Genomic DNA, 23,525 nt, shown 5'->3' on the forward strand with positions numbered 1-23,525 from the left:
AATACTCCACTATTTTATAGTATGGCACGCTATAGTTAAATGTTTATTAATAATATGCTTACTTATATACACGAATTAATTGATAAAAGCCAAGGATCAATATCCATCAGTAATTTTATGAATGCTGCTCTATATCATAAAGAGTACGGCTATTACATGAATAAATTACCACTTGGCAAAGATGGTGACTTCATTACTGCACCTGAAATTAGTCAGCTATTTGGTGAAACAATTGCAGTGTGGATAATGAATACATGGGAAAAATTAGGAAAGCCATCAAAATTTTCTCTAGTTGAACTTGGACCAGGTAAAGGAACACTCGTTCACGATATAATAAGAGTTACTAAAAAATACAGCTGTTTTTTTAGCTCAATGAACATTCACCTAATTGAAATAAGCCCTATTTTACAGAAAATACAAAAGGAAAAATTAAAGGGATTAGATATTAACTGGCACACAAATGTCAACAACTTACCAAATCAGCCAACTATTTTTTTTGCAAATGAGTTCTTTGATGCTCTTCCAATTGATCAGTTTGTTTATCGTGATGGGCAGTGGTATGAAAATAGAGTGATGAAACAGGATGGCGGTCAGTGTTTGACACTCAAATCCAGAAGAAAAGGATCATGTGTTCCAGCATCATCTATTCAGATAACAAATGGAAAACTTTTTAATGGTGCGGTAGTAGAAGTATGCTTAACTGGAATTGAAATATTAAGAAAGCTTGAGAAGAAGATAGTCAATAATGGAGGAGCTGCTTTGATCATAGATTATGGCTATATATATCCTTCATACAAGAGCACTTTGCAATCGATAAGGCAGCATCAGTATGCTAATTTTCTTGAAAATATTGGTAACAGTGATATTACTGCACTTGTAAACTTTCAAGCGTTAAAAGATTCATTAAAATACTTAAATTGTGAGATTTTAACTCAAAGAGAATTTTTATATTTGTTTGGTATAAAGGAAAGAGCGCAAGCTTTAATGGAAAATGCAAGTAATGAACAGAAGAATAAGATCTTCAGTGAATTTTTAAGGTTAACTGAAAATATGGGTACTCTCTTTAAGGTAATGCTGATTCACCATTTGTAGTCTTGTGTAGTTCTTATGTTAAACATACAAATACTAAAAAATTTACAGAATAAAAAAGGTACAAGAAACGTATCTGTTCAGCAGAGTAGCAAAATAAGATAGACAGATAAGACTATCATAGGAACAAATAGGTGTCATGAAAGTAGCTGACACTGGCATCCAGCCTTTTCGCGCAAAAAACGTTGTAAAGTGTTTACCAACTTAGTTGGATCCCAGCTGGAATGACACTTGGTTATGCAAGAAATCTATTGTCAAAAAAAATTACTTCCGCATATTTTGAATCTGATTATAATGACAATTAGAGATATTTTAAGAGCTCAAAATCTATCTTTGTCTGCAGACTTTCAGTTAACTTTTCAATAAAAAACGTAGCGTATCTTTTTCAGCGTATACACACATCTGTCATATGTGCGCTGCATTTTTTTTCTAATCTTTTTATACAGGAGGATTTTATGTCCAGAATTCCAGATACTTGACCTTTACTTTAGCTAATAACAGGCGCCTGTGATTTTTATAAAGAAAGTGTAGGAAAAACTGTTTCCAGGCATAAATTTGCCATGTATACCTAAAAAGTAATTATATTAGCATAATATTCATACTTATATGCCAATATTAATATTCTTTGAATTGAAGAATATTATGGAACAACAAGCATCAAACAAAGATATAGGGATTAAATTTAGACAGGATCAATGTAAGCAGAAATGCTATATACCCCAGTTATGGATTATCCGAGTCAATAAAGCTTAGAAATAGAGGGCTTTTTCGACTGCATGGAATACGAAATTGATGTTGAAAAAAATATGTACCAAAAAATTTATGTGGGATCTATGCCGAAGCTCAAATTGCATGACACCATTTATTTTTATGGTTTTGTCTATTTTATTTTGCCACTCTGCTAAACGGATACATTTAATTCCATTTTTATCGAGCAGATAATTGTCATATATTAGCTTAGTTCTCCTGTTATACTTAAATATAAATCAGCATAGCCCTAATTTTTTTATATATTTTACTTCTTTCTCTATATTTAATAATAGGCTTGAAAATAAATGGTAAACCTATAATTGTTAAGCTTAGAGCTAGGATTGAAAGTACACAAAAGGCTTTGTGTTTACTATGTAGCTCTTTCAAGTAAAGCATCAAAAACCTACAAAATTTTTTGTAATTTTCTTCAATATTTTTTTTGCTATGAGCCTTGTCAATAAACATATCTATTGCAGTATAATCATTACTACAATTAATTGCCCCTTTTTCTATTAATAGCTGAGCTATATCAAAATAATCCTTTTGAATAGTAAGATGCAGAGGTGTAAAACCTTGTTGATCACAAATATTCATATTGGCTTTTACTGCTAACAACATTCTTACAATTTCTACATGGCCTTTTTTAGCTGCAAGTAGCAGAGGAGTTCTGTTGCATCTAGTGACGGCATTAACGTTTACCTTAAGCTCCAATAAGAACTTAACTGCTTTAGTATCACCATTATAGCTAGCTTTATGTAACCTGGTGTTACCGCTACAATCTTGGTCATCTGCTTCTATTCCCTTTGAAACAAGAAATGTTACCATTTGCCTATTATTATGCTTAATAGCGCAATCCAGTGCATCAAAACCATGTTTATTTTTTGTGCAAATAAACTCTTTTAACTTAGCTTTTGCTTGCTTTACAATAAGCTTTACCAGTTGCATTTTGTTGTTATATGCTGCTAGAAAAAGCGTAGTATTATTTTCTGCATCTTTTGCTTCTATGTTTGCACCTTTCTTTATCAGATATTCTATAATCTCTGCTCTACTTTCATAATGTGTAGTACATTGATAAATGGTCAAAAATAAAGGAGTACGAAAGTTATTATCTTCACATTCAAGATTTGCTCCGCTATCAATTAAAATCTGGACACTCTTTTTAGAACCGTATAATGAAGCTATGTGAAGAGGAGTATAGCCTTCCTCAGCATCTTTTTCATTAACTTTTGCGCCTTTTGTTATTAAAAAATCCATTAATTCTGTGTCATCTTGTAGTGTAGCAAGGTGAAGTGGAGTAAATCCATTTTTATCTCTAGAATTAATTGTCAATTGATTAACAAGAAGTTTAGCAATTTTTTTGTGTCCATGCATAATAGCATAATGCAGTGGATTTCTATTTTCATTGTCCACAACATTAAAGTCAGCTTCGTGCTCTAATAATGATTTTACTCCAACTAAATCGCCTTCTTTTGTAAACTTATGCAAGAGAGTGACTCCGCTTACATCTTTTGAGTTAATATCAAATCCACTTTCTACCAATTGATGTATGTCTTCCTCACACGCCATACCATTTTAATTAAACCCTTTTCGCATTAACAATACTCCCACTTAATTAAGTTTGAATGAATCTGTAAGAGAGATATCACAATTTATTGAAGTTACTAAATCCGATATATTAAAGTCCACAATTTCCTGAATAAAGCCCTGACGATATTTTGCACACATCCATCTGCACACGCTCTCCAGGTACTTTACAGTTATAACGCTTGACCTGTTTGCGATAATGACGTTTAACATGCAGAAGACTTACATCATGTTTTTTGAAAATTTTGTGTATAGTAGCCAATGACAAGGATAAATCATATAGACGTCTTAACTCGGTTTGAATACGCCTTGCCCCTAGCTTTCTAGTTTGTCTTAGATGAAGAATAAGCTGCTCATCTGATTCATTGATCTTTTGCAAAGGTGAAGTTTTAGGCTTACTACTGAGATCTACTAATCCTTTTTCACCTAACTCTTCATAACGTTTGTACCATTTACGTAAGGTAAAACGTGAAATACCATAATGCTGACATACCTTTCCTGCATGACCCAACTCTTTGTATAGTTTTATCCAACTCAGACGTAGTTTAACCCTAGAATTTATCCTTTGCAATTGTAATAAGGTCTATAAACTACTGCAAATCCAAATTTCTATTTGATCTTACATTCTTATTGTAATAACCTCTATGGATCACACAGCATTAGTCGTGTATCTGAACAGATACTTTTGTACATGGATCAGCTTTATGTGTACCAATTCTGTCTACTTCAAGTTTCCAGCAAAACTACTTTCTAATGTATTGCTTTCAATCAAGTTCTTTGTTAAGCTCACTGTTAGTGGATGTTCAATTATCTTAACATAAAAATCAAGGCAGCTTTAGGTATAAATACGAGTAACTCGTATAAGTAAAGAGGCTATAAGAAGTTTCTTACCATTCTATTCAAACGGGTTTTAAACTTTTGAAATGTCATGACATTGTTGATACGTTTGTCAAGAAACGACAGGGTATCTGCAAAATCTTCTGAATAATCATTGATAAAAAAAAGTATCGTACTTAAGTACACTCCAGCTAATATTGCTCTTTTTGTATAGTAGTTAAAATCTGTTGATTGATCATGAATGCCATACCAAATCGCGCTAACAGTTCTGTACAAGAGTTTACTAGAAAAGTATGCATTTTTTGGTAATATAGAGAATGATAAAACGTTTTTTAAAAACTCTCTGTAATTTGGTAACTTAGCATAGTTTGAAAGGCGTATTTGGACAGCTAACTTTATCCGCTCTCTTACCTTCATATCTTCTAAATTGGAATTCCAAAGTTCAGTTTCCATTGAGCTATTTAAGTCCTCTGCTATGTACTCCAAAGCACTATATATTCCATTTTGAAATTTACAAAAACTATTGGCTAGGTTAAGGTTCGTGCACACTTTCAATAAGGTTGCATCACTTATTCCTTCAAATGGAATAACCTTAATCAGCTCATCTACTATTAACTTTTGTTCCATACAATATTATACTAAACATCACATATAATTGTACCTGAGATTTTCAAACATTCTGCAAAATGCTTCACCGCGCTCTTCAAAATTTTTCCACTGATCAAAAGAAGAACATGCAGGAGAAAGTAATATCGCTACTTCTTCTTTGCTATTTATGGCCTCTTCAAAAGCCAGTTTAAATGCGTTTTCTAGATTATAGCACTTCATATAATCTATTTTGTTCTCCATAATGTTTGCAAAAACTTCAGTTGATTCTCCAATAAGAAAAGCTTTTCTAATCTTGGTGAAATGCTTGCTTAATGATTCTATTCCGCCTTTTTTGCTTTTTCCGCCAACAATCCAATATATGTTTTTATAAGATAAAATTGCCTTTTCGGTCGATTCTGCATTGGTTGCTTTGCTATCGTTGATAAAAAGTACATTATGTATTTTGCCAAGAAATTCATTTCTGTGTCTTAGCCCTGGAAAGGATTTGATTTCATTGACAATAGTGCTGCTATCTACTCCAAGTAACTTGCACACAGCGTGTGCAGCTACTATATTTTCTACATTGGATACTAGGTTTATTTTCACGTCGCTTACTGATAAGCTATGATTCTCTAGTTTCCCAGTGCCTAGGCACTGGGATGACAAAGAGGGTGACATCGAAGCTGAGATTGGAATTTTGTTCCCAGTGAATTTATTGAATACATCAGAGGTAATTTTGTTATCACATCCTATCACGGCAATCTTGCTACCGTTTATCAATTTTAGTTTAGTTGCTATATAGTTATTCATACTTCCATGTCTATCTATGTGGTCTGGTGTGATGTTGAGCAATACAGAAATATCCACATTAATTTCATTCATTAGCTCCAATTGAAAAGAGGAGAATTCAATTACATAAATTTCTGCATCTCTTTCTAAATCCAAAATAGGCATACCTAAATTCCCACCGATAGCTACTTTTTTCCCTGTGGATTTTAATATGTGCCCTATTAGTGATGTGGTAGTTGATTTGCCATTTGTTCCTGTAATGCCTATAACCTTCTGATTTGTAGTTTTAGTTTCAAGAAATAGCTCAATGTCTGATTTTATTTTGCAGTCAAAGCTTCTTGCAAGTTTTACTACCCAATGCGTTGGTATTGGCACTCCAGGGCTCAAAATTAGTGTGCTTATCTCATGCCAATTATACTCATTGGGATGAGTAAAGTTACACTCTTTATATATCTTTTTTGCATTTGCTCTTTGCTCTTTATTATCATCCCATGCATATATTTTTGCACTGCTTTTTGTTAGAGCATTAATAACGGACAAACCAGTTTTACCAAGGCCGAAAACCGCAACACTTTGATTTTTGTATTTGTTTAGTTGCACTTCTAGATAACTTATGCGAACCATTTTATAAAGATATAATACAAATTATAATGACTTCTTCCATAGTTTTTGGCAGTGCTTAACTTTATTGTCACAACCTTAGCCAATAGAAAACTCCTTGACACATTTTGCCAACTCCCTTGCCATGACAATAAGAGTATTTATCCTTTAGAATTAATTAAGAGAAAATTTTTTCTTGACTTGTTGTATAATTTGATAAAAGTGATCAAAATCTAAGCTTGCACTACCAATTAAAACTCCCAATAGATTTGGAATACTGAGCAAGTTTCCTATATTTTCTGAGCTGACTGAGCCACCATATATAATGTGTTTTTTACCAGTACACAATTTTATTATCTCTATCACCTCAGCAATTGCGTCATTATTTGGCACATTTCCTGTTCCTATTGCCCATATCGGTTCGTATGCTATGGTATATTCACCTTGTGTTGGCAAACGGTTTTTGCATTGATATTCTATTACTTCTTTTGTTTTTTTATTTTTATAATCTTCTGAGTTTTCACCTACACAGATGATTGGGTGTAATCCTGATTCTATTGCTGTTTTCGATTTAAGTTTTATTTCACTATCTTTTTCATGAGCCCTTTCAGAATGTCCAAGTATTACGTAACTACATCCTAGTTCCTTCAACATTCCTGCACTAATTTCACCTGTGTAAGAACCGAACTCTTTATGATGGCAATTCTGTCCTCCTATTTTAATATTATTGTTCAACTCTATACTGCTTGGAAATGATGTAAAAGGAGGGCAAATTACTAATTTAGAGGTAATTTCGTTGCTCTTGTTGTTAAGTTTGCCTATAAAGTCAACAAATGAAGAACGTGTTCCATTCATTTTCCAATTTGCTACTATTAAAAAGGACATCAACTTTACTTGTATGGATAAGAGTGCCGGCTGTCGGACTTGAACTGACAACCTACTGATTACAAGTCAGTTGCTCTACCAATTGAGCTAAGCCGGCATTAAATACACTGACAATATACAATTATTGATGAATTTTCGTCAACTAATTTTTAAAAAACTGCATAATAAGATTATATGAGAAAATTTTTACTGAAGCCAAAAAAGAGTCTAGGGCAAAATTTTATTTTATCGAATGAGATAACAAAAAGAATAGTTGCCTTAGCTGGTAGCCTGAAAGATTTTAATGTTATTGAAGTTGGTCCTGGATATGGTGCGTTAACCAGGGAAATATTGGCGTATAATCCAAAGTTTCTACTTTCTATAGAAAAAGATAGTAGTTTAGTGAAACATCACGAACAATTGCTAAATGAGCATCAGGGAAAATATAGAATTATAGAAGCAGATGCACTTAATGTTGTAGAAAAAGAGCTGGTAGAATGTCCAGTCAAAGTCATTGCTAACTTGCCTTACAATATCTCAGTAGCGTTATTTTTAAAGTGGTTAAATAATATAAAATTTTTTACGAATTTGACGTTAATGTTCCAAAAGGAGGTAGCAGAGCGTATTACAGCAGAACCTAATTCTAAGGATTATGGTTCCCTATCAGTGCTAAGCCAGTTACTATGCGACATAAAAAAGGAATTTGATATTGAACCTAAGGAATTTTTTCCAAGACCAAAAGTATATTCTTCAGTAATTACAGTAAAACCTTTACCCACTCCAAGATTTGCAGTAAATTTAGAAACCTTAACAAAGCTAACACGTGCTGTGTTCGCTCAAAGAAGAAAGATGCTGAGAAATAGCTTGCAAAGTATAACTAGTGATGTCTCAACTATTCTTGAGAATGCTAAACTGAGTGGAGACGAACGTCCAGAAAGCTTAACTATTGAGCAGTTCTGTTTGCTAGCAAATAATGTAATTTTGCGATAAATATATTAGGAGCTACATCCCTCTTCTATCCTATTTTGATCTAAAAATAGCTGGAGCCAGGCTAATTTTGCAAAAGCTCTATTGCAATTTCATTAATTGGCGTATAAGCTTTAAATAAAGCATATGAAAAAAATGGAAGCTTGTTATTCGTTTGACGATGTACTTCTCTTACCGGCCTATTCTGATGTATTGCCTCGTGATGCAGACACAAGAACTTATCTAACAAATAATATAGAACTAAATATCCCTCTCATATCCTCTGCAATGGACACTGTCACTGAATCAGGCTTTGCAATAGCTATTGCCCAACATGGTGGAATAGGTTGCATACATAAGAATTTATCAATAGATGAACAAGTGTTAGAAGTAAGAAGGGTGAAAAAATATGAAAGCTGGATCGTGTATAACCCAATTACAATTTCCCCAGATAAAACAGTTGCAGAAGCAGTTTCATTAATGAGAGAGTATAATTATTCCGGCATTCCTGTAGTTGATCAACGCAAGTTAGTGGGAATTTTAACTAATCGAGATGTGAGGTTTATTGAAGACCAGAACATGAATATAAAAGTTTCCGAGGTAATGACAAAAGATAAGTTAGTAACAGTTCGAGAGCAGGCAGTAAACAGCGCCTCAGCAATGAAATTGTTGCATGCAAATAGAATAGAGAAGCTTTTGGTTGTTGATGAAAATTCTTGTTGCATAGGTCTAATCACAGTTAAAGACATCGAAAAATACAATAGATATCCAAATTCATGTAAAGACAGTAAAGGTCGACTCAGAGTTGCCGCTGCAATTGGTACTGGTAAAAAAGACGGTATAGAAAGATGTGAAGCTTTGATCGGAGAGGAAGTCGATGTGGTTATTGTAGATACCGCTCACGGTCATTCCGAGAACGTTATCAGCACTATTAAGGAAATAAAAAAGATGTATCCGAATACGCAATTAATCGGCGGAAATATTACAACAAAGGAGGCTGCTGAAGCGTTAATTGATGCTGGTGTTGATGCAGTGAAAGTTGGAATAGGGCCAGGATCAATTTGTACTACCAGAATAGTTACAGGCGTTGGTATGCCACAATTCTCTGCGATCAAGAATATTGCAGAGGTTTGTAAAACAAAAAACGTCAGACTAATTGCTGATGGTGGAATAAAATATTCGGGAGATGTTGCAAAAGCTATTGCAGCTGGTGCTGATACTGTGATGATAGGTTCAATCTTTGCTGGTACTGAGGAAAGCCCAGGTGAGATTATCATGTATAAGGGTAGAGCATATAAGGAATATCGAGGAATGGGATCTATTAGTGCAATGAAACGAGGGTCAGCTAGCCGTTATTTTCAAGATTCAAAACTTGATTTAGTCCCACAAGGAGTAGAAGCAAGAGTTCCTTTTAAAGGTCCAGCTTCAGGAGTGATCTGTCAGTTAATTGGTGGGTTGCAAGCTGCAATGGGTTACACTGGCAACCGTAATATAGAAGAGATGAAAAAAAACTGCAAATTTGTCACTATTACTTCATCAGGGTTAAGAGAAAGTCATGCTCATGATATAATCATTACACAGGAAGCTCCAAATTACGCTTACCAAGCATCTAATTTATCATCTGATTCAGAGTAAATACAATCCCCTTTTGAGTGGGTCATGTCAACACTGGTACAACAATTGATATTGATATTAAGAGTCAAAAAGATGTCATCTAAGTGGCTGACACTGGAAAATCGATTGTAAATAAACTGACTACATAAAATTTTTGATCAAAATCAGTGCTATAAGTTGGAATAGCAACTTAAGGTAGATTGCCAGCTTAATATATTTTGATAAATCCAAAAATTATTTTAGCTATAAGAGAGCTTTGCTTTTTTGCTCCATCAGAATTGGCTTACTTTTAGTGATTCATGGAGTTAAAAAAGTCAGCATTGCTCTTTGTTAAAAGTAGTTTGTCACGTAAAAACTCCATTGCTTCAACAGATCCCATAGGGTTAAGTATCCTACGCAATACCCATATTTTATTTAGTATGGCCTTATCAACTAATAGCTCTTCCTTCCTTGTTCCGGATTTTGTAATATCAATAGCAGGGAATATACGTTTATCAGCAAGTTTTCTATCTAGTATAATTTCAGCATTACCTGTGCCTTTAAACTCTTCAAAAATAACATCATCCATTTTTGAACCAGTTTCTATAAGGGCTGTAGCGATGATTGTCAAAGAACCACCATTTTCAATATTACGAGCTGCTCCAAAAAAGCGTTTTGGTCTTTGCAGCGCATTTGAATCTACACCACCGGTTAGAACCTTTCCAGACGAAGGAATGACTGCATTATAAGCACGTGCAAGGCGAGTTATAGAATCAAGCAAAATCACTACATCTTTTTTGTGTTCAACCATTCTTTTAGCTTTTTCTATTACTATTTCAGCAAGTTGGACATGACGGTAGGCAGGTTCATCAAATGTAGAGCTTACCACTTCACCCTTTACAGAGCGTATCATATCTGTTACCTCTTCGGGTCTTTCATCTATAAGTAATACTATTAGTTCTATTTCAGGATGATTTGTAGCTATAGAGTGAGCCATTTGCTGAAGCAATATCGTTTTTCCTGTACGAGGTGGAGCAACTATCAATGCTCTTTGTCCTTTTCCAAGAGGTGTAACTATATCTACAGCACGCATGTTTATATCTTTTTTATTATCTCCGCTACTGTTGTTTTCAAGGATGAGGCTTTTTTCAGGATAAAGCGGAAGCAAATTATCAAAATGGACGTACTTTCTTAATTCACTGATTTCAGTAGAGTTTATACTTTGAACCTTAGTTAAAGTAAAATATCTTTCTTTATCACCAGGTGGCCTTATTTCTCCACATGCCATATCTCCTGTACGTAAATTAAACTTCTTTATTTGGCCATTGGAAATATAAACATCATCGGTACTTGGAGCATAATTTGCACTTGATGAACGTAAGAAACCAAAACCATCAGGCAATATTTCCACTACTCCACTTCCTGTGGTTATGCCTCCTTCTTCACTCATTTTCTTCATTAAACTGAATATCATTTCCTGTTTTAGCATCCTGCCATTGCCTTTACCACTAGTTGAAATTTTTCTTTCTTCAGCTAGCTCTAACAATTCTTCTGCTGTTTTCTCTTTCAATTCACTCAGGTCCAATGTTTTCTTGTTTTTTTCAGCACCTTCACTGGTCATTTGTTTTACTGCGTCAGCATTATGAATTTGTTCGCTTTTTTCAGGTTGACCTACAACCTCTCCTTTTGCTAAGACATCTTCATTGATTGTTGTCATAATCCTCCAAAAATTTTAATTGATGCTTACTAACCTAAAATGTGAATATAAAACAATAAATTAGGCTGAGCTAGTTTTTAGTGCGTATTTAGACTTAATTATTATCAAACTAGATACTTTACTTACATTATACTGATAAAAACTAACAAGTCAAGTCAATTTAATATTAACAAAGTACAAGAATTTGAGAATCATCAATAGCTATTATTTATATTTTTTAATCTTTGTTTCTTCTCTTCTTCTACTTTCGCTTTTTCTACTTCCGCTTCTAAATTTTCCTGGCTACATAAACCAAGTAGTACAGGATCTTGAGGTTTGATATTGAGTATGTTATGATGAGATCCATCTCTTACCTGCTCAACTGTGTAATTTGTTGTACTAACTAGCTTAGCTATCACATTATTGTTCAAGATAGGAAATTTTTTTACCAAATAATAAATCGCATTAGGTTTATCTCTACGCCTTGCTGTGGAAGCAAAGGCAAGAAAGCTAATCGTCTTTGCCCTTTTTTTTATATTTTTTATAATCAAATTTGGTACACGATTTGGATTTTTTTTGCAATTATCGATTTCTTTTTCAGTAATTATTTCAGAAATAATAGGGTCATACTTTTCAACTTCTATTTCCTCATCAGCTATGTCTTGTACTTTTTCAAGGGATAACTTGCAACATTGTGCTATTTGATCAAAAGTTAAGCTAGTGTTATCAACCAACCAAGCAGCTACTTGCATGAGAAATTGTTCATTTCTATCTTTATTGTCTTTAGAAGATTCCATTGACATCGAAAAAACATCTCCCATTTTAATATTCCTTTACTGTTATAGAAATAAAATATAAACCATTAAAACTAAAAAAGCATTAACTTTGTCATCCAATGGCTTTTTGGTTTATATTTCTTATCTCTTAGAACCTGTTCATAATCTTTTGAGGAGGAAAGAAGTAAAAGCAAATTTGTAGGCTAGTATTAAGTTTACGCTCGCAATTTTTCCAAAGTCGCCTACATTTTTCCAACCAGGCAAAAGAAGATCTCTCAACAACCCATCTTTTTGGCAATACAGCAAAGGTGCTTCACCTCAACAGTTGCACCAATAGTTACTTTCATCTGTGTTGCAAAATTTTCTCCAGTGTAGCCTGCATCAACCAGTATGTTTTTAACTTCAGAGAGACTTTCTTTAGCATTTTTAACCATTGTCAAAGCACTGCTACGATCAGTTATTTCTGCCGTTGTTATATGTGTGTCAAACCTTGTGTATCAACTGCGATATGACGCTTTATTACTGAAATTTTCTTGCCAGCATCATAACCTTTTTTTTCAGCAGTATCGGTATTTTTTACACTTTGGGCATCAATGATGCAGAAGCTTGTTTTGGTATTTCGACCACTGTTCTCTCCAACCAATTTTTTTAAAGACAATTTCTAGAACACTTTCTCTATCTTCATTCGTTTTTTTACTCCATTTCTTAAAGTAATCGTAACAATTTCGCCATCTTGGAAACTCTTTTGGAAGCATTCGCCATTGACAGCCACTTTTTAGTACATAAAGCACACCACAAAATAACTCATATAAACCTAATCTTCTTGGCTTTGTTTTCTTGCGCACGCTTTCTAAAATTAGTCTAATCTTTTCGAATTTTTCACAACTTATGTCACTTGGATATGTATTCCTCATACTTTAGCTCATGTCAACTATACCTCATCTTACCATATTCAGAGATCACTTACAGGCTCTTAGGTTAATATAAGCTTCCATTCAATTTAATACACTACAATATTACATATATTAGCTAATTTGTTAATAGATTTACAAATATTAAATTATTGCTATTCTAAATTTAAGTGTTAGTTAACTGAGTTTACAATGAGTATTAGAAATTTTTTTACCAAGGCAATCGTTCTCCTTTTAGTTTGCTTATTAATCTTTATGGGGATTGGCAATCTTTTATCAAATGATTATGAAAGGAAAGAATTAGCTAAAGTAGGAAAGGAAGTTATAACATCAGATGAATATAAATTACTATATCAAAATTATGAAAAGCAAATTTCTGGATCTGATGTAAGTAAAGAACAAGTAAAAAAACTGAAATATGATTTACTTAACGCACTTATAGAGCAAAAACTATTGTTTAACCTAATTAGCGAACTTGGATTAAAAGTTGGAGAAGAATCTATCAAAAGCCATATAAAAAATACCAAGTACTTTCAGGACGATAAAGGAGAATTTGACCATAATAAATTCCATCAAACTCTAAATAGCCTGCATATAACAGAAAAGGAATATATAGAAAAACTAGAGAAAATCCTGCCTGCAATGATGTTCATGACTTCGTTATTTAAAGATAATTATCCGGTAACTTTTGGTGAGAGTGTTGATGAGCAGATATACAAAAATCGCTACCAAACTAGAGTAGTTGATATTGTTAAAATAACTGAGGATGCAATTACAGACGTTCCTGAACCAGATGATCAAGCCTTACTTGATTTGTATGAAAGAAATAAGTCCAATTTTTATTACCCTGAGTATCGAACTGCGCAATACATTTCTCTGGATCAAAAATATTTTGAAGATCAAATCAGAATTTCAGATGAAGAGGTTGATAGTATAATAGAACATCAGGAACTTAAAAATCAAAGAGACATATTCAATGTGATATTTCCTACCAAAGAAAAAGCTGAAATAGCAAGAAGAGCACTTGAAGAAAGTAAAGCAAGCTTTGAACAAATAATAGAAGAGTTTAATAAAGTGAAACTCGATGAAACCAGAGTAAATAATATAACTAAGGATTTCTTACCTGAAAATATGAGAGAAAAGGTATTTGCTCTCAAAACAGGTGAAGTAAGTGAAGTTTTAACAAGCAATTTTGGATGGCACGTAATAAAGGTAGAAAGCATACATCAAATCTCTGATGAAGACTTGGTTGATTTAAAAAAAGACATAAGGTCAGTTTTAACCAATCAAAAGTCTTTTGAAAAAGTCAATGATTTCATAAATCAAGTGAATTATAAGATATACAATGGTGCAACGATTGAAGAAATCTCCAATAATTACAATTTACCTATACAAACCATTGGTCCAGTAGATGCTAGTGGAAAAGACCAAAGTGGTAATGAAGTAGGAAATTCCAGTGATTTCATTTCTTTCATTTTTTCACGCGAGAAAGATCAGAAGAGTTATTTTAAGGGTGTTGGAGATACTGTTGTTGGTGTAAAAATCAGTGATATCGTTCCTCCTAAATTACAAAATTTTGAAGAAAGTAGGGAATCAGCCATAAAGCTTTGGCGTAGTGAATTTATAAAAGAAAGAATGTTTAAAATGGGACAAGAAGTAGCAGTTCAACTAAGAGAAAAGACAGATTTGGAAGAAATGCAAGGTATAAAATTGGTTAAAGGCCAGCAAATACAACGCAATGAACAAAACTACCCTTTTTCTTTCATAGAAGAGATTTTCAATATGAAAACAACTAATTCGGTAACAGATCCTATTCAATACAATAATGAAATTATGATAGGCGTTCTAAAACAAATGCATTCATCAAATGGTAAATTAAACATGCTTGACACCGGAAAACGTGTGATGATATCGCTAAAGGAACAGTTAATTAGCTATCTAAAATCAAAGTATAGAGTAGAAGTTAATCATGCTATGATTGATGATATATAAAAAAGTTTATTATCTTCCTTTTATGAGTGATTGGAGGGGGCTATATTGTATTTTTAGGTAAAAGAGGTACAATTAGTTTGACTTGAGCTGTTTATTGTATTTAAATTGTAATTAATATATGAATAAAGGTTGACATGGCAGTTAAAATAAGGTTAGCAAGGTTTGGGGCAAAGAAACGTCCTTTTTATAGGATAGTTGTAGCCGATTCACGAGCACCAAGAGATGGGCGCTTTATTGAGAGAATAGGACAATATGATCCAATGTTGCCAAAAGACAATAAAAATCGTGTTGTGGTAAAAGCTGATAGATTAAAACATTGGCTAAGTGTAGGAGCGCAAGCAACTGAAAGGGTAATGTGGTTCATTAAAAAAGGCATAGTAGATTTAGAAACAGAATCGAAAAAAATAGAAAAGAAAAAAGTTGAGAAAGTACAAGGGCAAGAAGCATAAGTCCTATTAAATGCTAAACACTGATTTAACAAAAAGTAGTAAATTAGATGATATTGTATCTTCTGATTTATTGGCTATGAATGACTTTATCTTCAAAAATGTCAATGATGAAGGTACTAAGCTTGCTACCGATATTACATCTCATCTTATTAATTCAGGAGGAAAAAAGATAAGGCCTAAGCTCATTTTTATTATTTGTAAAATGCTGAATTACTCTGGAGAGAGTAGGATCAACATTGCTGCATCGGTAGAATTTATACACAACGCTACTTTACTTCATGATGATGTGCTTGATGAAAGTAAGGCACGCCATGGAGTTGCAACAGCAAATAAAATTTGGGGGAATAAATCAAGCATTTTAGTTGGTGATCTATTATTGACCTTAGCATTTAGATGGCTTATAGAATGTGGGAATTTAAGTGTTCTCTCTATTTTATCTAAGGCATCTAATTTGCTTGTCAAGGGTGAGATAAAGCAGATGACAACGCGTTTTGACCCTAACACAATTAGGAAAAATTATTTTAATATCATTGGAGAAAAGACAGCATCTTTATTTTCTGCATGCTGCGAGGCTGCATCAGTAGTATCTGGAGCCACAAGTGACGAAACAGAGAGGCTAAGGAATTTCGGGTTTAATTTTGGTATGGCATTCCAAATAATTGATGACGTGCTAGATTATACTGCTAATCAAGGCACTTTAGGAAAGCAACTTGGAAAAGATTTCTTTGAAGGTAAAGTTACTTTACCTTCTATTATAGCATATGAAAAAGGCAGCCCATCAGAACAAAAATTCTGGGAGAAATCTTTTTCTTCAGCTAGACACAATTTTGACCAAGCATTACAATATATTAATCATCATAATGCCATTCATGTTTCTATGGAAGAAGCTAAACACTATATTAATATGGCGCAAAGTAATATTGATACTTTTTCTGATTCTCTTTATAAAACTGCTTTGATTGACTTTTTAAATGCAAGCATAGAAAGACAAGGATAGCTAACGCTTGATATTTTTAGATTGATTGTTATATATTTATTAAGTTTGTAAGGGTGAATGATATGTCAGATAGTAATAAAGAGAAAAAAAAGAAATTTGCAGATATGGTCAGTAAACGAAAAGGGGATGATCAAGAAGATCAGCAAACAGGTGATTTAAGTGAAGAGCTTAATATATTAAAAGAACGTGCAGTTCAGCTTGAAGATCATTTACGTCGCGCTGTTGCGGATAATGAAAACGTTAAACGTATAATGCAAAAGCAAATTAGCGATGCAAGTGATTATGCAGTCACAAAATTTGCACGTGATATGATCGACTCTTGTGACAATTTAAAAAAAGCAATGGAAAACTTGAAAGATGATGATCCTATTCATGAAGGAATAAAAGTGGCGCACCAAAAGATTTTGAGTGATCTAAAAAAACATGGAATAGAAGAAATAGATCCAATAGGTAACTCTTTTGACAGCAATTTACATCAAGCTGTTGTGGAAAGAGAAGATAATGAAAAAGAGCCTGGTACTATTGTAGAAGTATTACAAACTGGTTATACAATTAAAAATAGGTTGCTTCGTCCTGCAATGGTTATTCTTTCTAAAAAATCTGCTGATTGCGAAAGTAACTAATAAAACACTCAAGGTATGGAAGAAGTTGTCTTCTCAGGTATTCAGCCAAGTGGAGTATTACACTTGGGCAATTATCTTGGTGCAATTAAGCAGTGGATAGGCTTGCAGGATAAATATAAATCTCTTTTTTGTGTTGTTGATCTGCATGCAATCACAGCAAATAAGCTTCCCGCAAATGAATTAAAAAATAATATTTTTAAAGCAGCAGCAACTTATATTGCATGTGGAATAGATCCGGAAAAGTCGATTATTTTCAATCAATCCGCAGTTAGTGGTCATGCAGAATTGGGCTGGCTGCTAGGGTGCTATACACCAATTGGTTGGCTTAATCGTATGACTCAATTTAAAGATAAGGCTGGAAGCGATAGACAAAAAGCTTCTCTTGGGTTATATAGCTACCCAGTACTTATGGCTGCGGATATATTGCTGTATCAAACTAAATATGTTCCTGTTGGCGATGATCAAAAACAGCATTTAGAACTTGCACGTGATATTGCATCAGCTTTTAACAATCATTATAAATGTAGTCATTTCATCATACCTGAAATCTTAACTTTGGATTGTACATCAAGGATAATGAGCTTAAGAGATGGAGCAAGCAAGATGAGCAAATCTGATTCTTCAGAATACTCATGCATTAACCTTGACGATACAGATGACTTGATTGTCAAGAAAATAGAAAAAGCAAAAACAGATTCAATTCTAGGCTTTGATTTTGCTACTTTAAAGTGCCGTCCAGAAGTAAACAATTTGGTAAACATTTATTCAGTGCTTAGTGATTTAAATGTGGAAAAAGTGTGTGAAGAAGTGAATAAACATGATATGAAACACTTTAAAAAAGAGTTAGCTGACTTAATCATCAGTGTTATATCACCCATACGTGAGAAGTTGAACGGTCTTTTGAAGGATCAGCTCCATTTACATAAAATATTAAAAGAAGGTACAGAAAAAGCAGCAGAGATTGCAAATAACAATATAAAAAAGATCAAGGATATTATAGGGTTTGTTCAATAGGTTACAACTATTTCTTCCCATGGCTTTCAAATCGTGCAGCTATTTTCTTTACACTAACATGAGTGAGAAGAGGTTTTTTACTAACCGGAAGTTTAGAATCGGACTTTGCTGTTATGGGGTTCATTTTAGATTTTTTATTTCCTACCGGAAATGAGTGAGATTGGGAGGCAGTTTCTTGCGATGGTGCAGGATCTTTCTTCATACCGATATCTGCTTGTGTTGCAGGGGTGGCTTTGCTCTTAGCAACTTGATTTTGCTCAAATTTTCCTACTATTGACTTTACTCTACCGTCCTTCTTGTTATTTACTTTTTCTTTTATAATAACCGCTTTTACTTCTGATGCTGCTTTATCAGCAGATTTTTTCAGGATTGGTTTACTTTCAGCTGATTTTTGCGAAGTCACTTCTACTATTATTGGTTTCGTGCTCACTTGTTGATCAACAATATCTAGCCTTTTAGGATTTGACAGTATTTCAGATTTATCTTCTTTAGTTTCTTGCCTAATTTCTTGATTGGTAGCGTTTAGCGCTGGTGGCTCTGGAGCCTGTCTCTTTTTATATCCTCTTCTTGTTCCTGCATTTTTCTTAGGTTTCGTTTTGTGAGTTGGCTCCTTTTTAGCTAACTTTGAGTCTTCCGAATCTTTTGTTGAAGATTTACTACTTTTCTCTTGATAATTTGATATTTCCTCATGTCCAGACTCTTCACTTAATGAACTTTCATAGCCTGAATCTTCAGGAGATACATTCTCTATTTCTGGTTTAAAGTGTACCTTTTTTGAGGCAGTAGGAGGTGGCGGAGGTGCTGTTGTTGGCCGTTTTATTCTCTTCATAACTAATTTTCCTACCGGCTGTTTTCCTTCTTGCAGCTTAGGAGTATCTTCCTTCTGCTTTGATGTCGTTTTATTTTCCGTGCTTACTTCGTATGATTTATGTTCTTTATTGCCTTTTCCACTCTGTTTCGAATCTAAAATTTCTTTAAGTCCTTTCTTAAATAGATTAATTGTACTTAAAATATTTGTGTATTCGGCTGCTTTTTCTATAGTGAAACCTGATAATTCATCACCAACAAAATTTTTTATGTCATTATCATTAGTTGGAATATCTTTTCCCAAGACTCTATCTAATATCCCTTTTAATGTTCCAATAAAACCGAGTGGCTTTGTGCTCAAAGGTTCTACATAATTATTCAAGTCGCTATATATAACAAATTTGGCTACATCTTTTGCGTTGTTTGTAAAATTCTTCAGAGCTTGAGATAAATCTTTCAGTGTTTCATCATATTGTTCATTAATTTTTTTTGTATCCTTCAGCTTTATGACTCTTATCAAAGAATTGAGATTTTTATCATAATTGTCACTTTTAAATAGATCACTCATACCAATTACTGTTTATCGTTTACTCAAATATAAATTCAAAGTATTAAGACCGAGTAAATGTTATATGACTTATCCTCTGACTCATAAACGCTTGCATTCCTTAATGTGCAAAAAATTTCAATAATCAGCAATAGTATAGAAATCCAAAAAACAAGTAGCTAACACTGGAATCTAGGAATTATGATTGGGCACAAGTTGATGAGTATAGTTGTTTTATGTTGAAATACAGCATTTATGGAAAGATTAGATGTCAGTCTAGAATGACACCCTTTCTGGAAAACTCGGATTACAGTGTTTGTATAACTTAATAATTAGAAACTAAAGGAGTTCTTTTTTAAAAAACTTAAGTTATACTTATAAGTATTTGATATCTTTTGTAGTGATTATGTCGAATTTAAGCTGCCTTTATGGCGATAATGTCGAATTTGTGGAAGAAATTTATAGCCGTTACTTGCAAGGCGATAAATCAATTGGAGAAGATTGGTACAGAATTTTTTCGAGCAATTTAGAAGTTAATAAAGCAGAACCCTGCAGAGCACAGAATGAAGCTAAGGTAGATGTTGATGATTTAGCAAATTTTTTCAGATTTTATGGTCACTTTTTTGCAGACTTAAATCCATTATCACCGCATGTAAATAAGGAAATAGATTATCAAAAATACTTGAATCTTTCTCCTACAAGTGACACTAGAATCTACAGAGATATTTACTGCAAGAATATCGGTTTTGAATTTATGCATATTTCCTCTTATGAGGAAAGAGTTTGGCTGCAGGAGAAAATTGAAAATCAGGTCTATACGCTAAGCCCTCAGGATAAAAAAGAAATACTAAGGCACTTGATTGAATCTGAGATGTTCGAGCAATTTCTCCATATGAAATTTCCTGGATATAAGCGTTTTTCTATCGAAGGTGGGGAGTCAGCCATTGTTGCAATTGAAAGAGTTATTAGTGATTCTGCAGCTTTTGGTATTGAAGAAATAGTTCTTGGTATGGCCCACCGAGGACGGCTCAATGTTCTAACCAAAGTGATGGGAAAAGATTATGCGGCAATGCTGTCTGAATTTCAAGGCAACCTTGCATATCCAAGTGGTCTTGAGGTGTCTGGTGATGTCAAATATCACCTTGGTTACTCTTCTGATCGAGCACTTGCTGGTGGTAAAAAAATACACTTAAGTTTATGTCCTAACCCATCTCACCTTGAGGCGGTAAATCCGGTTCTAGCTGGAAGAGTAAGAGCAAAACAAAATACGAGATCTGTGCTTGGCATATCAATTCATGGTGATGCAGCTTTTATCGGGCAGGGAGTGGTTGCCGAAACCCTTACTTTGAGCAACATTGAAGGTTATACAGTAGGTGGTATCGTGCATATTGTTATTAATAACCAAGTTGGTTTTACCGCCAACCCATCCTGCGCACGCTCATCTTTTTATTGCACTGATGTAGCAAAATCAATAGAAGCTCCAATATTTCATGTTAATGGAGATAATCCAGAAGCTGTGAGTTTTGTTGCGAATTTGGCAATGGAGTATGTGCAGAAATTTAAAAAGGATGTGGTGATTGACATAATATGCTACCGCAAATATGGCCATAATGAAGGCGATGAGCCAAATTTTACTCAGCCACTTATGTATAAAGCAATATCAAAGCATAAAACTCCAGGCACGCTGTACGAAGAGAAGCTGACTGCAGAGAAAGTGCTAGGTAGCGATGAAGTAAGTAAATTACGCAGCGAATTTAGAACAAGATTGGATAAAAGCCTTACTGAGTCAACGACTTATACTCCAAAAAAAGCTGATTGGTTTGATGGAGTGTGGTTAAAACTCAGGAGAGCAAAGTTGAACGATTTGAGTGAATATTATACGGACTCTGGTGTTTCACCAGATGAGCTAAAAAAATTAGGTGTACACATAAATAGCAATATTCCAAGTAGTTTTAATCTCAATAATAAAGTCAGAAGAATACTTGATGGCAGAATAGAAAGTATAAATTCCGGTAGCAACATAGACTGGGCAACTGCTGAAAGTCTTGCATTCGCGTCATTGCTTAAAGAAGGAATAGGAGTGCGCTTGTCAGGACAAGATTCTGGTCGCGGTACCTTCTCGCACCGTCATTCAAGACTTGTTGATCAAGTAACAGAAGAAACGTTTATTCCACTGAACAACATAAGTGAGAAGCAAGCTCGCTTTGAAGTTATAGATAGCGCACTATCTGAGTATGCTGTGATGGGTTTTGAATATGGATATAGCCTTGATTCTCCTTATTCACTTGTGCTCTGGGAAGGGCAGTTCGGTGATTTTGCAAATGGCGCGCAAATTATGATCGACCAATTTATCTCATCTGCAGAAACAAAGTGGTTGCGGTCAAGTGGTCTAGTTCTACTTTTGCCTCATGGTTATGAAGGGCAGGGGCCTGAGCATAGTTCTGCTCGTATAGAGAGGTTTTTGCAGCTCTGTGCAGAGGATAATATGCAGGTGGTTAATTGCTCTACTCCTGCGAATTATTTTCATGCTTTACGCCGACAAATTAATCGAGATTTTCGTAAGCCTTTAGTGGTGTTTACACCTAAATCACTATTGCGTCATAAAAGCGCAGTTTCTAACCTTTCTGACTTTGAAGGAAAATTTCTTACGGTAATTCCAGAGTGTAGAACAGGTTTAGTTGCAAGTGATAAAATACGTAAAGTTGTAATATGTAGTGGTAAAGTTTATTACGACATAATTGAAATGCTTGAAGCACAAAAAATAAACGATATAGCAGTAGTGCGTTTAGAACAATTTTATCCATTCCCGGCCGATAAACTAAACAATGAACTCGAAAAATATAAGAACGCTGAAATTATATGGTGTCAAGAGGAACCAAAAAATATGGGAGGATGGTTCTTTGTCAACCCATTGATAGAAGAGGTATTGTCTGGCCTCAATGCTCAAGCAAAAAGACCTAAGTGCATTGCAAGACCTGCTGCTGCATCTCCTGCATGTGGTTATGCTAATATCCATGCTCAGCAACAAGCAGAAATTTTGAAGCAAGTTGCGCAGGTACAACTGTACAAACACTGAGCGGCTTCAAGCAGACTTATTAATTAGACTCTAGCACTTAGATAACTTACAACAATCAAACCTTTTATATACTTATACAAATATAAAAAGACTTTTATTTTTTTATAAAAGTATAATATTTATTAACATTTTCATTTATTTTTCTTAATATAGTTAATATTAACTATATTAAGATATATATGAAGACAGAAATATTTGAGAGGCTAATAGGGCAAACTAGACTACGCAGCGATAGCAAGGCTAAAATCATACGGTTAAATAGAGACAAAAAGGCTTTTATAGATGAGGATAAAAAGTCTATCGAATTAGCTGAGGCTATTTTTGCAGAAAATAATATGTTTCGTTTTCGTAAACCAGGTCCTGCTACGGATTACATTTTGCACAAACTAATAAATGATAGAAAGCTTCTCGAGGAAATGAAAGATAGAGGTACAAGTATAATACGTCTTTTTTCTTTGCTATCAATGTATCGTGGTCTTCCTAAGTGCTATGTTGTGAGAAAAGAAGGGTGTATTACTGAGTTTGGAATACTTACTTATATTGACGAATGTTTAGAATCAGTACCTTTAGAAGACTTTATACTTATTGAGTCTGCTTCGTACCTAGAGTACATTTTGTTTGAGAATGATGATATTAGAAATAGGTTAGCTGAAGATTTGACTGAAGATAAAACAAAATTAGATATTTTCGTAAATGGAATTTTAGCAATAAATAGCTCGGATTTAGTATTATCTTGTATCAACACAATCGAGGCTTTTAATGAGGAAGCTAGAAATTTTGTCAATCACATACAGAAAACCAATAGGATGGACTACCTCTTTAAGGAAAATGGTACAACACTTGTAAAGTTAGTTCTAAAAGAATTATTAAAACTTTCTATTTTACAAGAAAGAGAAAACACTACATTAGAATTTCCTCAAATTTCGAGTGTGGAACATTGTAATGGGCGATAGACTTTAAAATGTGCAAGGCTCATT

At 33.9% G+C, this 23,525-nt stretch carries 18 protein-coding genes, 1 tRNA gene and 2 pseudogenes; 10 read left to right on the forward strand and 11 right to left on the reverse strand.

Features of this window, described 5'->3' with window-relative positions; translation table 11 throughout:
• The first annotated feature begins 54 nt into the window (after positions 1-54).
• Positions 55-1,092, forward strand: a complete 1,038-nt coding sequence (locus tag OOT12_RS01890; RefSeq protein WP_264374964.1) for a class I SAM-dependent methyltransferase — start codon at positions 55-57, stop codon at positions 1,090-1,092.
• A 736-nt stretch (positions 1,093-1,828) separates the two neighbouring features.
• Here OOT12_RS01890 and OOT12_RS07440 read toward each other — a convergent pair.
• The 7 genes and pseudogenes from OOT12_RS07440 to OOT12_RS01920 all read right to left on the reverse strand — a co-directional run.
• Positions 1,829-1,940, reverse strand: a pseudogene (locus tag OOT12_RS07440) (IS982 family transposase); the annotation flags it as partial.
• A 124-nt stretch (positions 1,941-2,064) separates the two neighbouring features.
• Positions 2,065-3,405, reverse strand: coding sequence for an ankyrin repeat domain-containing protein (locus tag OOT12_RS01895; protein WP_264374963.1), 1,341 nt, complete (start codon positions 3,403-3,405; stop codon positions 2,065-2,067).
• A gap of 109 nt (positions 3,406-3,514) precedes the next feature.
• Positions 3,515-3,934 carry a helix-turn-helix domain-containing protein gene (locus OOT12_RS01900; RefSeq protein ID WP_264685347.1) on the reverse strand — a complete coding sequence of 140 codons (420 nt, stop codon included), beginning with the start codon at positions 3,932-3,934 and terminating at the stop codon, positions 3,515-3,517.
• Positions 3,935-4,296: 362 nt separating this feature from the next.
• Positions 4,297-4,887, reverse strand: coding sequence for a COQ9 family protein (locus tag OOT12_RS01905; RefSeq protein ID WP_264374961.1), 591 nt, complete (start codon positions 4,885-4,887; stop codon positions 4,297-4,299).
• 18 nt (positions 4,888-4,905) lie between these two features.
• On the reverse strand, positions 4,906-6,261 hold the full coding sequence (gene murD / locus OOT12_RS01910; RefSeq protein ID WP_264685348.1) for a UDP-N-acetylmuramoyl-L-alanine--D-glutamate ligase: 1,356 nt from the start codon (positions 6,259-6,261) through the stop codon (positions 4,906-4,908).
• Between the two features lie 150 nt (positions 6,262-6,411).
• Positions 6,412-7,122 carry a triosephosphate isomerase gene (locus OOT12_RS01915; protein ID WP_010402280.1) on the reverse strand — a complete coding sequence of 237 codons (711 nt, stop codon included), beginning with the start codon at positions 7,120-7,122 and terminating at the stop codon, positions 6,412-6,414.
• Between the two features lie 24 nt (positions 7,123-7,146).
• Positions 7,147-7,219, reverse strand: a tRNA-Thr gene (locus tag OOT12_RS01920).
• 77 nt (positions 7,220-7,296) lie between these two features.
• Between OOT12_RS01920 and rsmA the strand changes: the two genes are divergently transcribed.
• Positions 7,297-8,091: a 16S rRNA (adenine(1518)-N(6)/adenine(1519)-N(6))-dimethyltransferase RsmA gene (gene rsmA, locus OOT12_RS01925; protein WP_264374959.1), complete on the forward strand. Its 795-nt coding sequence runs from the start codon at positions 7,297-7,299 to the stop codon at positions 8,089-8,091.
• A gap of 123 nt (positions 8,092-8,214) precedes the next feature.
• Positions 8,215-9,702 carry an IMP dehydrogenase gene (gene guaB / locus OOT12_RS01930; RefSeq protein WP_264374958.1) on the forward strand — a complete coding sequence of 496 codons (1,488 nt, stop codon included), beginning with the start codon at positions 8,215-8,217 and terminating at the stop codon, positions 9,700-9,702.
• A 268-nt stretch (positions 9,703-9,970) separates the two neighbouring features.
• Here the strand turns inward: guaB and rho are convergent, their stop codons facing one another.
• The 3 genes and pseudogenes from rho to OOT12_RS01945 all read right to left on the reverse strand — a co-directional run bounded on the left by rho (position 9,971) and on the right by OOT12_RS01945 (position 13,046).
• Positions 9,971-11,377: a transcription termination factor Rho gene (gene rho, locus OOT12_RS01935; RefSeq protein ID WP_010402274.1), complete on the reverse strand. Its 1,407-nt coding sequence runs from the start codon at positions 11,375-11,377 to the stop codon at positions 9,971-9,973.
• A gap of 194 nt (positions 11,378-11,571) precedes the next feature.
• On the reverse strand, positions 11,572-12,177 hold the full coding sequence (locus OOT12_RS01940; RefSeq protein ID WP_010402270.1) for a cell cycle transcriptional regulator TrcR: 606 nt from the start codon (positions 12,175-12,177) through the stop codon (positions 11,572-11,574).
• Between the two features lie 114 nt (positions 12,178-12,291).
• Positions 12,292-13,046, reverse strand: a pseudogene (locus tag OOT12_RS01945) (IS5 family transposase).
• 189 nt (positions 13,047-13,235) lie between these two features.
• On the opposite strand from OOT12_RS01945, the gene OOT12_RS01950 reads away from it, so the two are divergent.
• The 5 genes from OOT12_RS01950 (at position 13,236) to trpS (ending at position 18,118) form a co-directional block, all read left to right on the forward strand.
• A complete protein-coding gene (locus OOT12_RS01950) occupies positions 13,236-15,035 on the forward strand; it encodes a SurA N-terminal domain-containing protein (protein ID WP_264376294.1) in 1,800 nt (599 codons plus the stop codon).
• 134 nt (positions 15,036-15,169) lie between these two features.
• Positions 15,170-15,484 carry a 30S ribosomal protein S16 gene (rpsP, locus tag OOT12_RS01955; RefSeq protein ID WP_006015540.1) on the forward strand — a complete coding sequence of 105 codons (315 nt, stop codon included), beginning with the start codon at positions 15,170-15,172 and terminating at the stop codon, positions 15,482-15,484.
• Positions 15,485-15,494: 10 nt separating this feature from the next.
• The gene (locus OOT12_RS01960) at positions 15,495-16,481 is read left to right on the forward strand and encodes a polyprenyl synthetase family protein (RefSeq protein WP_064085383.1); all 987 of its coding nucleotides are present in this window, start codon (positions 15,495-15,497) and stop codon (positions 16,479-16,481) included.
• Between the two features lie 62 nt (positions 16,482-16,543).
• Positions 16,544-17,104 (forward strand): nucleotide exchange factor GrpE, encoded by a 561-nt coding sequence (locus tag OOT12_RS01965; protein ID WP_264374956.1) that lies wholly within the window; start codon positions 16,544-16,546, stop codon positions 17,102-17,104.
• A 15-nt stretch (positions 17,105-17,119) separates the two neighbouring features.
• On the forward strand, positions 17,120-18,118 hold the full coding sequence (gene trpS / locus OOT12_RS01970) for a tryptophan--tRNA ligase (protein WP_064085384.1): 999 nt from the start codon (positions 17,120-17,122) through the stop codon (positions 18,116-18,118).
• Positions 18,119-18,125: 7 nt separating this feature from the next.
• Here the strand turns inward: trpS and OOT12_RS01975 are convergent, their stop codons facing one another.
• Positions 18,126-19,493 (reverse strand): hypothetical protein, encoded by a 1,368-nt coding sequence (locus OOT12_RS01975; RefSeq protein WP_264685349.1) that lies wholly within the window; start codon positions 19,491-19,493, stop codon positions 18,126-18,128.
• Between the two features lie 385 nt (positions 19,494-19,878).
• Between OOT12_RS01975 and OOT12_RS01980 the strand changes: the two genes are divergently transcribed.
• Positions 19,879-22,548, forward strand: a complete 2,670-nt coding sequence (locus OOT12_RS01980; protein ID WP_264374954.1) for a 2-oxoglutarate dehydrogenase E1 component — start codon at positions 19,879-19,881, stop codon at positions 22,546-22,548.
• A 179-nt stretch (positions 22,549-22,727) separates the two neighbouring features.
• A complete protein-coding gene (locus OOT12_RS01985) occupies positions 22,728-23,501 on the forward strand; it encodes a hypothetical protein (protein ID WP_213863778.1) in 774 nt (257 codons plus the stop codon).
• The last annotated feature ends 24 nt before the right edge of the window (positions 23,502-23,525 follow it).

Origin of the sequence: Wolbachia endosymbiont (group B) of Parapoynx stratiotata, assembly GCF_947250635.1 — a bacterium.
Taxonomy (GTDB): domain Bacteria; phylum Pseudomonadota; class Alphaproteobacteria; order Rickettsiales; family Anaplasmataceae; genus Wolbachia.

Coding starts and splice junctions, on each gene's coding strand:
- OOT12_RS01980 (WP_264374954.1), top strand. CDS start 19,879: ATGTCGAATTTAAGCTGCCTTTATGGCGATAATGTCGAATTTGTGGAA.
- OOT12_RS01940 (WP_010402270.1), bottom strand. CDS start 12,177: ATGGGAGATGTTTTTTCGATGTCAATGGAATCTTCTAAAGACAATAAA.
- OOT12_RS01950 (WP_264376294.1), top strand. CDS start 13,236: ATGAGTATTAGAAATTTTTTTACCAAGGCAATCGTTCTCCTTTTAGTT.
- rpsP (WP_006015540.1), top strand. CDS start 15,170: ATGGCAGTTAAAATAAGGTTAGCAAGGTTTGGGGCAAAGAAACGTCCT.
- rho (WP_010402274.1), bottom strand. CDS start 11,377: ATGACAACAATCAATGAAGATGTCTTAGCAAAAGGAGAGGTTGTAGGT.
- OOT12_RS01965 (WP_264374956.1), top strand. CDS start 16,544: ATGTCAGATAGTAATAAAGAGAAAAAAAAGAAATTTGCAGATATGGTC.
- OOT12_RS01895 (WP_264374963.1), bottom strand. CDS start 3,405: ATGGCGTGTGAGGAAGACATACATCAATTGGTAGAAAGTGGATTTGAT.
- OOT12_RS01915 (WP_010402280.1), bottom strand. CDS start 7,122: ATGTCCTTTTTAATAGTAGCAAATTGGAAAATGAATGGAACACGTTCT.
- murD (WP_264685348.1), bottom strand. CDS start 6,261: ATGGTTCGCATAAGTTATCTAGAAGTGCAACTAAACAAATACAAAAAT.
- OOT12_RS01960 (WP_064085383.1), top strand. CDS start 15,495: ATGCTAAACACTGATTTAACAAAAAGTAGTAAATTAGATGATATTGTA.
- rsmA (WP_264374959.1), top strand. CDS start 7,297: ATGAGAAAATTTTTACTGAAGCCAAAAAAGAGTCTAGGGCAAAATTTT.
- OOT12_RS01890 (WP_264374964.1), top strand. CDS start 55: ATGCTTACTTATATACACGAATTAATTGATAAAAGCCAAGGATCAATA.
- guaB (WP_264374958.1), top strand. CDS start 8,215: ATGAAAAAAATGGAAGCTTGTTATTCGTTTGACGATGTACTTCTCTTA.
- OOT12_RS01985 (WP_213863778.1), top strand. CDS start 22,728: ATGAAGACAGAAATATTTGAGAGGCTAATAGGGCAAACTAGACTACGC.
- OOT12_RS01905 (WP_264374961.1), bottom strand. CDS start 4,887: ATGGAACAAAAGTTAATAGTAGATGAGCTGATTAAGGTTATTCCATTT.
- OOT12_RS01975 (WP_264685349.1), bottom strand. CDS start 19,493: ATGAGTGATCTATTTAAAAGTGACAATTATGATAAAAATCTCAATTCT.
- trpS (WP_064085384.1), top strand. CDS start 17,120: ATGGAAGAAGTTGTCTTCTCAGGTATTCAGCCAAGTGGAGTATTACAC.